Origin of the sequence: Aeromicrobium sp. CFBP 8757, assembly GCF_014841755.1 — a bacterium.
Taxonomy (GTDB): Bacteria; Actinomycetota; Actinomycetes; order Propionibacteriales; family Nocardioidaceae; genus Aeromicrobium.
This window is the reverse complement of the sequence record NZ_JACYUM010000008.1, coordinates 63,663-73,127: the sequence shown is the minus strand read 5'-3', so window position 1 is coordinate 73,127 and position 9,465 is coordinate 63,663. Positions and strand designations below refer to the sequence as shown.

Annotated in this window: 9 protein-coding genes; 4 read left to right on the top strand and 5 right to left on the bottom strand. The window is 70.5% G+C overall.

Annotated features, from left to right (window positions below):
- Positions 1-131: 131 nt before the first annotated feature.
- On the bottom strand, positions 132-527 hold the full coding sequence (locus tag IFT73_RS17025; protein WP_192168650.1) for a tautomerase family protein: 396 nt from the start codon (positions 525-527) through the stop codon (positions 132-134).
- 56 nt (positions 528-583) lie between these two features.
- Complete coding sequence (locus IFT73_RS17020; RefSeq protein ID WP_244633557.1) at positions 584-1,657, bottom strand: LLM class flavin-dependent oxidoreductase; 1,074 nt, start codon at positions 1,655-1,657, stop codon at positions 584-586.
- On the opposite strand from IFT73_RS17020, the gene IFT73_RS17015 reads away from it, so the two are divergent.
- Positions 1,656-2,414: a nucleoside phosphorylase gene (locus IFT73_RS17015; protein WP_192168649.1), complete on the top strand. Its 759-nt coding sequence runs from the start codon at positions 1,656-1,658 to the stop codon at positions 2,412-2,414. The genes IFT73_RS17020 and IFT73_RS17015 overlap by 2 nt on opposite strands.
- Before the next feature lie 9 nt (positions 2,415-2,423).
- On the opposite strand, the gene IFT73_RS17010 is transcribed toward IFT73_RS17015, so the two are convergent.
- Positions 2,424-3,389: an SDR family oxidoreductase gene (locus tag IFT73_RS17010; RefSeq protein ID WP_192168648.1), complete on the bottom strand. Its 966-nt coding sequence runs from the start codon at positions 3,387-3,389 to the stop codon at positions 2,424-2,426.
- Between the two features lie 94 nt (positions 3,390-3,483).
- On the opposite strand from IFT73_RS17010, the gene IFT73_RS19685 reads away from it, so the two are divergent.
- From IFT73_RS19685 to IFT73_RS16995, 3 genes are all read left to right on the top strand, one after another.
- Positions 3,484-4,842: a CDP-glycerol glycerophosphotransferase family protein gene (locus IFT73_RS19685; protein ID WP_192168647.1), complete on the top strand. Its 1,359-nt coding sequence runs from the start codon at positions 3,484-3,486 to the stop codon at positions 4,840-4,842.
- 171 nt (positions 4,843-5,013) lie between these two features.
- Positions 5,014-5,601: a hypothetical protein gene (locus IFT73_RS17000; RefSeq protein ID WP_192168646.1), complete on the top strand. Its 588-nt coding sequence runs from the start codon at positions 5,014-5,016 to the stop codon at positions 5,599-5,601.
- Positions 5,602-5,639: 38 nt separating this feature from the next.
- Positions 5,640-6,401 carry a hypothetical protein gene (locus IFT73_RS16995; protein WP_192168645.1) on the top strand — a complete coding sequence of 254 codons (762 nt, stop codon included), beginning with the start codon at positions 5,640-5,642 and terminating at the stop codon, positions 6,399-6,401.
- Positions 6,402-6,470: 69 nt separating this feature from the next.
- Here IFT73_RS16995 and IFT73_RS16990 read toward each other — a convergent pair whose 3' ends face one another.
- Together IFT73_RS16990 and IFT73_RS16985 are read right to left on the bottom strand one after the other, a co-directional pair.
- Positions 6,471-7,916 carry an MFS transporter gene (locus IFT73_RS16990; RefSeq protein ID WP_192168644.1) on the bottom strand — a complete coding sequence of 482 codons (1,446 nt, stop codon included), beginning with the start codon at positions 7,914-7,916 and terminating at the stop codon, positions 6,471-6,473.
- The gene (locus tag IFT73_RS16985; RefSeq protein WP_371811317.1) at positions 7,909-9,357 is read right to left on the bottom strand and encodes an MFS transporter; all 1,449 of its coding nucleotides are present in this window, start codon (positions 9,355-9,357) and stop codon (positions 7,909-7,911) included. Before IFT73_RS16985 ends, IFT73_RS16990 begins: the two co-directional genes overlap by 8 nt.
- Positions 9,358-9,465: the final 108 nt, after the last annotated feature.

Below are 9,465 nucleotides of genomic sequence, written 5' to 3'. Positions count from 1 at the left end.
TGGTCGTTCGCCAGGGAGCGAAGCGACCGTGAGGGCGAAGCCCGAGGCGAACCAACCAATCAGGCTCGCGTCACGTCGCCTCGCTCCGCTCAGTGGCCGGCCGCAGGCGGCCTCCCTGGCGACCAGGTGGCCTAGGTGAGGTCGCCCGTGAGGAACTGGGCGGTGCCGTGCCCGAACGACCAGTCCGCGTCGCCGTTCTCGTTGATCGTGACGACGAGGTCGTTGCCGGAGATGTCGAGACGGTCGGCGAGGTTGCGCGCGAGGGCCTCGTACAGGGTGACCTTGGCCTCCTGCGTGCGTGCCTTCGACGACAGCCGGATCATCACCAGACGGTCGCTGCGCTCGATGCCGAGCCCCGTGTCGAGGGCGACGAGCTCGAACGGCTCGTGCTGCGTCAGGATCTGGTAGCGGTCCGTCGTGGGCACGTCGAACGCCTCGACGACGGCGTCCTGCACCGCGTCGAGCAGCGTGCGCAGCTGCGTCTCGTCGTACTCGCCGCGGATGGTGTCGACCATGACCAGGGGCATGTCGTCGTCCTTTCGTCGTGCAGTGGGGTGTCGCCCGGGGCGGGCGTGTGGCTGGGTCAGGTGCGGGGGGACCACCCGATGGCGGGCAGGACGTGATCGGCCAGGGCCTGCAGCAGGCGGGCGTTGTAGGCGACGCCGAGCTGGTTCGGGACGGTCAGCAGCAGCGAGTCGGCCTCGCGCACTGCGACGTCCTTCGCGAGCTCCTCGGCCAGGACGTCGGGCTCGCCGACGTACGACTTGCCGAAGCGGGCGATGCCGCCGTCGAGGTGCCCGAGCTGGTCGTCGCCGGATCGCTCGCCGAAGTATGCGCGGTCCTGGTCGTCGAGCAGGGGGATGACGCTGCGGCTCACCGAGACGCGCGGCTCGCGGTCCCACCCGGCCTTCTCCCACGCGGCCCGGTAGCGCTGGATCTGCTCGAGCTGCAGCTCGTCGAACGGGACGCCGGTGTCTTCCGTCAGCAGCGTCGAGCTCATGAGGTTCATGCCCTCGCTCGCGGCCCACTCGCCGGTCGCGCGGGTGCCGGCACCCCACCAGATGCGGTCGGAGAGGCCGGGAGCCTGCGGCATGACGGGCAGGCGCACCGAGCGTCCGGTCATCCGCGGGTCGGAGTCGGCGACGCCGGCACCGGCGATCGCGGCGCGGAACAGGCCGGCGTGCGCACGCGCCATGTCGGCGTCCGACATGCCCTCGGGCGGCACGTGGCCGAACGACTCGTAGCCCTTCAGCGCGGTCTCGGGTGATCCCCGGCTGATGCCGAGCTCGAGTCGTCCGCCGCTGATGAGGTCGGCCGCGGCGGCCTCCTCGGCCATCGCGAGGGGGTTCTCGTAGCGCATGTCGATGACGCCGGTGCCGATCTCGATGCGGCTGGTGCGCGCGCCGACCGCCGCGAGCAGCGGCCACGGCGACGCGAGCTGCCGGGCGAAGTGGTGCACCCGGAAGTACGCCCCGTCGATGCCGATCTCCTCGGCCGCGACGGCCAGGTCGATCGACTGCAGCAGCACGTCGCTCGCCGTGCGTGTCTGTGAACCGGGCACGGCCTGGTAGTGGCCGAAGGACAGGAATCCGACGTTCTTCATACAAGATTCAACCATCTCGGACGGCCAGATGTTCCCGGGCATGATGTGGGTCATGACGGACGACATCGCGCTCACCGAGTTCGACCCCGAGCGCGCCGCGATCGTGGCGCCCTACACGGGCGGGTTCACCGACGTCCCCGACCGGGCCGTCGTGTGCTTCTTCCACGAGGTCGTCGACGCCGAGGTCGACGCGGGCCGTGCGACGTGGATCGGCTCGTTCGTCTGGGAGGACGGCGCCCACGACCTCTACCGCGTCACGCGCGACGGAGTCGACGTCGCGGTGTACGTCTCGGGCGTCGGCGCGCCCCTGGCCGGCGGGATGCTCGAGGAGTGCATCGCGGCCGGCGTCGGACGCTTCGTGGTGTGCGGCGGTGCGGGCGCCGTCGTGCCGGGCCTCGCGCTGGGCCACGTCGTGGTGCCGACGTCGGCGGTCCGCGACGAGGGCACGTCGTTCCACTACGTCCCGCCCGGCCGGACGATCGACGCCGACGCCGCCCTCGTCGCGAGGGCCGTCGAGCTGCTCGACGAGCGCGACGTCCCCCACCTGACGGGCCGCACGTGGACGACCGACGCGATCTACCGCGAGACGCCCGACAAGATCCGCCGCCGGCGCGACGAGGGCTGCCTCGTGGTCGAGATGGAGGCGTCCGCCCTCATGGCGATCGCGCAGTTCCGCGGCGTCGACCTCGTCCAGCTGCTCTACGCCGGCGACGACGTCAGCGGCGAGGCCTGGGACCACCGCAACTGGTCGTCGTCGAGCGCCCGCCGCGACCTCTTCGAGCTGTCGCTCGAGCTCGTGACCCGGCTGTAGCCGTGGCCGTCAGAGGCCGATGCGCGACTTGAGCGCGGCGGCCTTGCGCGACACCAGCGACACGGGGTCGAACGTGCCCGACTTGTCGGAGAACGGTCCGCGAGCGCCGCGGTCGACGTCCTCGTCCCGCGGCTCGAACAGGTTGGAGCCCCAGCGCGGGGCGTCTTCGTCGGTCTGCTGGCCGTCGATGCCCGTCCGCGCGAGGTACCAGTCGAGGAACGACGGCGCGAGACGGTTGCCGAGCACGGTGTACGCCGTCGCGATGCCGACCCACGTGTTGCGTCGCGGGTGCTGCGCGGCCGACACGATGGCCTTGGCCACGGTCTCGGGCTCGAGGATCGGCGCGACGGGCTGCGGGTGGTCGGGCATGCGGTTGAGGTTCCAGTTGAACTGCGTCGTGTTGACGCCCGGCAGCGTCACGAGGCCGATCGTGACGTTGCTGCCCGACGCCCGCAGCTCGACCCGCACCGACTCGGTGAAGCCCTTCACGGCGTGCTTGGCCCCGCAGTACGCCGACTGCAGCGGGATCGCGCGGTGCGCCAGCGACGACGAGATGTTGACGATCGCGCCGCGGTCGCGGGCGCGCATGACGCGCAGCGCCGCGCGGGTGCCGTTGACCTGGCCGTAGTAGGTGACGTCGGTCATCCGCTCGAACTCGTCGGGCGACGTCTCCCAGAACGGCGCCAGCGAGCCGACGAAGGCGTTGTTGACCCACACGTCGATCTCGCCGAGCTCGGCCTCGATGCGGTCGGTCGCCGCCTCGACGTCGTCGATCTTGGAGACGTCGACCGACAGCCCGAGGGCCGTCCCGCCGAGCTCCTCGACGTCGGCGACCGCGCCGTCGATGCCGGCCTGGCCGCGGGCGATGATCGCGACGTCGTAGCCGGCCGTCGCGAACTCGCGCACCGCCGCTCGGCCGATGCCGGCACTGCCGCCGGTGACGACGACGACGGGACGTCGGGTGGGCTCTGACATGTCTGCACGCTCCTCGGGAGGACCCTTGGCGGCCCTGTCCGTCAGGTACCCGTGGTGGGAGGGTCCCAACCGGTCGGACGGCTAGAGTCGTGGCGTGATCGTCGTCGCCCTCGTGATCCTGGCCCTCGGGCTGGCGACCGCTCCCCTCGCCCGTTCCGGTGCCGTCGCCCGTCCCCCGCTGGCGGCGCACGTGCCGGGCCAGCCGATCTGGGTGCGGCCGGCGCCGCCGTTCCGCTTCCGCGTGTGGGCGGTCGCGGCCGGGCTGTCGGTCGTCCTGACGCTTGTGGCGATCGTGTTCCAGCCCGTGTTCCAGGTCGCGGCGGCGTTCCTGGGGCTGGCGGTGCTGGGGCTGATCACCGCGATCTTCCGTCGCTATCGCAGTGGCTGCGCCGAGGTGCAGGCCGCGGTCGACGCGTTCGAGCCGCGCATCGCGATGCCCTACGCCGGCGTCGCGGGCCACCACATCGGCATGTGGTCGCCGTGGATCGAGCGCACCGGCATCCCGTGGGTCGTGGTGGCGCGCACGCCTGCCCTGTTCGAGCAGCTCGCGGCGACGTACCCGACGACGCCGATCGTCCAGGGCGCGATCCCGTCCAGCGTGCGGGTGGCGCTCTACCCGCACGGCGCTGCGAGCAACACCGAGTTCATCGAGGCGTCCGACGCGACCCACGTGTTCCTCGGTCACGGCGACAGCGACAAGCCGATGAGCGCCTCCGAGCGGGTGCTGGCGTACGACGTCGTCGCGGTCGCGGGTCAGGCGGCCATCGACCGGTTCGCCGATGCGGGCCTCGTGGTGCCGCCCGAGCGCATCCGGGTGATCGGGCGTCCGCAGACCGAGGGCATCGACGTCGGGGCCGGGCGGATGCCGAAGCACCCGTCGGTCCTCTACGCGCCCACCTGGCGGCACGCCGACGACACCCTCAACGTCTCGTCGCTCGCGGTGGCCGACCGCATCGTGCAGGCGCTGCTCGACCGCGGGTGCACCGTCGTGTTCCGCCGGCACTTCGCGGGGCAGAACCACGTCGAGGCCGAGGCGATGATCGTCCGCGTCAACGACCTGCTCGCCGCCGACGCGCGCGCCACCGGACGTCCGCACCGGTTCGGCGTCGACGCGATGGACGAGCCGCTCATCGCGACGTTCAACTCCGTCCACGCGATGGTCTCCGACATCTCGGGCATCGTGGTCGACTTCATGGCGAGCCTGAAACCGCTGGTGATGTACGCCGCGCAGTTCGACGACGTCGAGGCGTTCCGCGCGGCGCACCCGACCGCGCGGGCCGCGTACGTCGTCGACCGTGGCCTGACGCAGCTCGACGCCGCGCTCGACGCGGCCCTCGGCAAGGACCCTCTCGCGAGCGTCCGCCGCGAGCGGGCCGACCACTACCTCGGCCCCGACCGCGCCCACCCGGCCCAGCCGTTCATCGCTCTGCTCGACAAGCTCGCAGGCCGCTGACCCGGCGCGAATTGTTGTCACGTCGATGACAACTTCCGCTTCAACGACGGCCATTATTCGCTAATCGTCTTGACGAGAATGCGCCTCCCGAGCGGATCATCGCTCATGAGCGATGATCGACGGACCGGGCAAGCAACACGACACAGGGTTCCCGCAATGATGACGGGCCTCGTGAGCATCTTCGCTCTCTGCCTGCCGCTCGGATCGGCCACTGCCGCAGTCACCGACAACATGTTTCGCACGTCGAACACGTCGTGGTACTGCCACGGCGCGAGCTTGTCCGATCCCTACTACTGCCAGACCGACAACGCAGAGTTGTCCGTCTACCTCCAGAGCTCGGTCAACGCCGGTACGAAAGCGTCTGTCCGAGCGGCTCTCACGGGCAGCTATGACGCGACACACCTGAACACCGGGGAGGTGTCGTCGCCAGTCACGAGCGGCTCCGGAGAGACGGACGTCATCTACCAACAGGACTCGACCGGCCTCCCATCAAGCACCCTCGGACGGACGTGGTGCAACGACGCCACCGACATCGAACGTTGTGACCAGCACTACATCCGATTCCGCGAAGGTACCGGGATCGATCGGATGGCCGCCTGCCACGAGACGGGCCACGCTGTGGGACTCACGCACGGCGCCCAGGCCTTTCCGGCGCTCGGACAGACCGACCCGCGACTTGCGTGCATGGTCGCCGCGCACGACCACGACAACAAGTATCTGGGTGACAACAACTCCGACAACATCAACGCGACCTACTAGATGCGGAGCACACCATGAGGACATCTTCTGCTGCGGCCATGACCGCTATCGCGGGAGTGCTCTGCGGGGCACTCTCGTACACCTTGCCCGCCCGGCACGGGGCGCACGACCACGCCTCGCCGACGCCTGCCGCGGCCACGAGTTCAGCCACACCCTTGACCGCCGAAGGACTCAATCTTCTCCCCAGCGAGACCCTGCGCGACTGGGTCACATACGGCGACCACGTCGTCGTGGCGAAGCTGACCTCCACCCGCGACCTCGATACGAGCGACGAGGAGAAGAAGGCGGGCGAGGGGTACATCCCGCGCCAGGTGTCCTTTGACGTCCGCAGAGTCGTGTGGTCTCGCGAGGGCGCGCCCGACGCCCCCGATCGCGTCGCCCTCGGACTGGACGGGTCAGTTTTCGACGCGACGTCAACCGCTCCCCTACGGATGGAGGGGCAACCTGCGCTCGACAAGGTAGGGACGGAGTACGTGATGGTGCTGACCAAGCTTCGTGCCAGCGCGTACACCAGCGTGCCCGGATGGGTTGCCTTGAGCCCTGACTCGATCGTTCCCATCTCGCCCAGCGATCCCACCACGGTCACGGCGGGCGCGGGGCAGCGCGTCAGCTCTGCTGCATCCGCAGTCCAGGGCAGGACAGTGGACCGAGTGGCCTCGCTTTTCGCTCACACCGAGGCCGATCCCTTCGCAGTTCCATACATGGCCGAGCCCCCTGACGAGCGCGCCCAGCTGGCGATCCGCGCCCGCCGAGACTCGGCGGAGGTCCCCGTCGAGCGCGCGCCCGGCGAGAAGCCGTAGGACGTCGCCTACGCCCCATCGGGGACGTCATCACATCGGTACCTGCGTCACCGCATCGGTGATGACGTCCTAGGCGCCCACCGCGGACGTCATCACTTCAGTACGTACGGTGCCGCTTCCGTGATGACGTCCGGGCACCCGCGGGATCAGCAGCGCGAGCCCGACGGCGACGATCGCCGCCACCGACAGCACGAGGAAGCCGTCGCGGTAGCCCGCCTCGAGCGGGAAGCCGCCGGCCCCGGTGCGGGCCGTGATGACGCCGCCCATCATGGCGGTGCCGATCGAGCCGCCGATCAGCCGGATGTTGGCGTTCATGCCGCTGGCGACCCCGGTCTGGTGCGCCGGCACGGACGCCAGCACGACGCCCGCCATGCTCGACACGATGCAGCCGATCCCGATGCCCTGCAGCACCATGAGCGAGCTGATGTGCCACAGCTCGTCGTGGAACAGCGCGATGCCGCCGAAGGCCAGGGCGTTGGCCGCGGCGCCGATGCTGATGACCCGGCGGGCGGTGAGCCGCCGCACCAGCCGCGGTGCGACGAACCCCATCACGAACGCGGACGCCGACGACGGCAGCAGCACCCAGCCCGACTGCGAGATCGTCTCGCCGAACCCGTAGCCGGACGACAAGGGGGTCTGCAGCAGCTGGGGCAGGAAGCCGAGCGACGCGAACGTCCCGAAGCCGGCGACGAAGGCGACGACGTTCGCCGTCCAGACGCCCCGCTCGCGCATCAGGTCGAGGTCGATCAGGGGGACGGCGGCCCGTCGCTCGGACGCGATCCATCCGGCGAGCAGCAGCGCCGCGGCGGCGAGCAGCCCGAGGATCGTCGTGGACGTCCACCCGCGGTCGTTGCCCTCGCTGACCGCGAGCAGCAGCGCGACGAGCCACCCCGACAGCAGCAGGGCCGGCAGGACGCTGATGCGTCCGCTCGCGGTGACGGGCGATCGGGGGACGAACAGGACGGCGCCCACCGCGGCCAGGGCCGTCGCGATGGCCGGCAGCCAGAACAGCCACGGGTAGCCGAGCCCGTCGACGATGGGCCCGGCCAGCACGATGCCGATGCCGAAGGCGGCTGACACCAGCGAGGCGAGCAGGCCGACGGCCGTGCCCGACCGCTCGGGCGAGACCTCGTCGCGGACGATGCCGAACGACAGCGGCAGCACGCCACCGCCGAGCCCCTGCACCACGCGGGCGACGATCATCCACTCGATGCTGGGCGCCACGGCGGCCATGGCCGAGCCGATCGCGAGCAGAGTCAGCGTCACGACCAGCATCCGCTGCTTGCCGACGGCGTCGCCGATGCGGCCGATCAGCGGGGTCGCGACGGCGGCCGAGAGCAGGTACGCCGTCAGCACCCACGTGACGGTCGACTGGTCGGTGTCGAAGCGGTCCTGCACCTCGGTGAGCACCGGGACGATCAGCGACTGCAGGAGCCCGAACGCGCCCGTGCCGCCCGCCAGCACTGCGACGGTCGACCGGGCTCCTGCGGGACGGTTCACGGAGGTGTCAGGCACCCATGACCGCGAGCTCGCGGTCGAGGCGCTCCTGCTCGAGCTTGTCCTCGATGGCCTGCTCCGACATCGACGGGATCATGAGCCCGGCGATCGCGGCGGCGAGCAGCGCGCCACCCAGCACGACGAAGCCGGCGGTGTAGCCGATCTCCTTCGGGAAGCCGCTGGGCAGGAAGTGCGCCGTGACGATGCTGGCCATGACGGCCGTGCCGATCGATCCGCCGATGGTGCGGATGTTGGCGTTCATGCCGCTGGCCACACCGGTCTGCTCGGGGGTGACGGCGGCGACGATGAGGCCGGCGAGGCACGCGAACGCCAGGCCGATGCCGGTGCCGGTGACGGCGTTGGACACCGCGACCTGCCACGGCTCGGCGTGCCAGACGGCCATCATGAACATGCCGACGGCGCCGAGCACCGAGCCGACGACGACGACGGTCTTGGGGCCGATGCGGCGGGCGATGGGCGCCGCGACGAGCCCCGTCAGGAACGTCATGATCGCGGACGGCAGCAGGATCAGGCCCGACTCGGTGATCGACGAGCCGAAGCCGTAGCCGTTGGCGCTGGGCGTCTGGTTGAACTGCGGGATGAAGCCGAACGACGCGTACATGCCGACGCCGAGCAGCAGGGCGACGAGGTTGGTCGTCCAGACGCCGGGCAGGCGCATCATCTTCATGTCGATGAGGGGGACGTCGACGACGAGCTCGGTGCGGATCCACGCGGCGAGCAGGACGACGGCGGCGACCAGCAGGACGACGGTCTTGACGTCGCCCCAGCCCCACTCGGGGGCCTGGCTGAGGGCCAGCAGCAGCGCGACGAGCCAGGCCGACAGCAGCACGGCGGGCAGGATCGCGATGCGTCCGGGGGTGCGGACGGGCGACTCGGGCACGACGACCGCGGCGACGACGGCGGCGACGGCCGTGACGATGAACGGCAGCCAGAACAGCCAGCGGAACCCGAGGGCGTCGACGATCGGGCCGGCGAGCACGATGCCGGCGCCGAAGCCGACCGCGAGCAGCGACGAGACGACGCTGACGGCGCCGCCGATCTTCTCCTTCGGGAACTCGTCGCGGATGATGCCGAACGCCAGCGGCAGCACGCCGCCACCGACGCCCTGGACGACGCGGGCGGCGATCAGCAGGCCGATCGACGGGGCCAGCGCGGCGCCGAGCGATCCGATCGCGAGGGCCGCGAGGGAGATGACGAGCAGGCGCTGCTTGCCGTACGCGTCACCGAGGCGACCCATGATCGGGGTGAAGACCGAGGCCGACAGCAGGTAGCCGGTGAGCAGCCAGGTGACCGTGTTCTGGTCGGTGTTGAACTCGGTCTCGAGCTCGGAGAGGACGGGGATCGTCAGCGACTGCATCAGCGTGTAGGACGCGACGGAGACGGCGAGGACGGCGAACGTCACCCAGTAGTGGGTGCGGCGGACGGCAGAGGAGGACACAGAAGAACTTTCACGATCAGGAGGGCGACAAGAGAGCGCGCGAGCAAGCACGCGGAAGGCGATTGCTTGCTGCAACCATCTTACGGGCGCGTCTGTTCCCGATCCCAC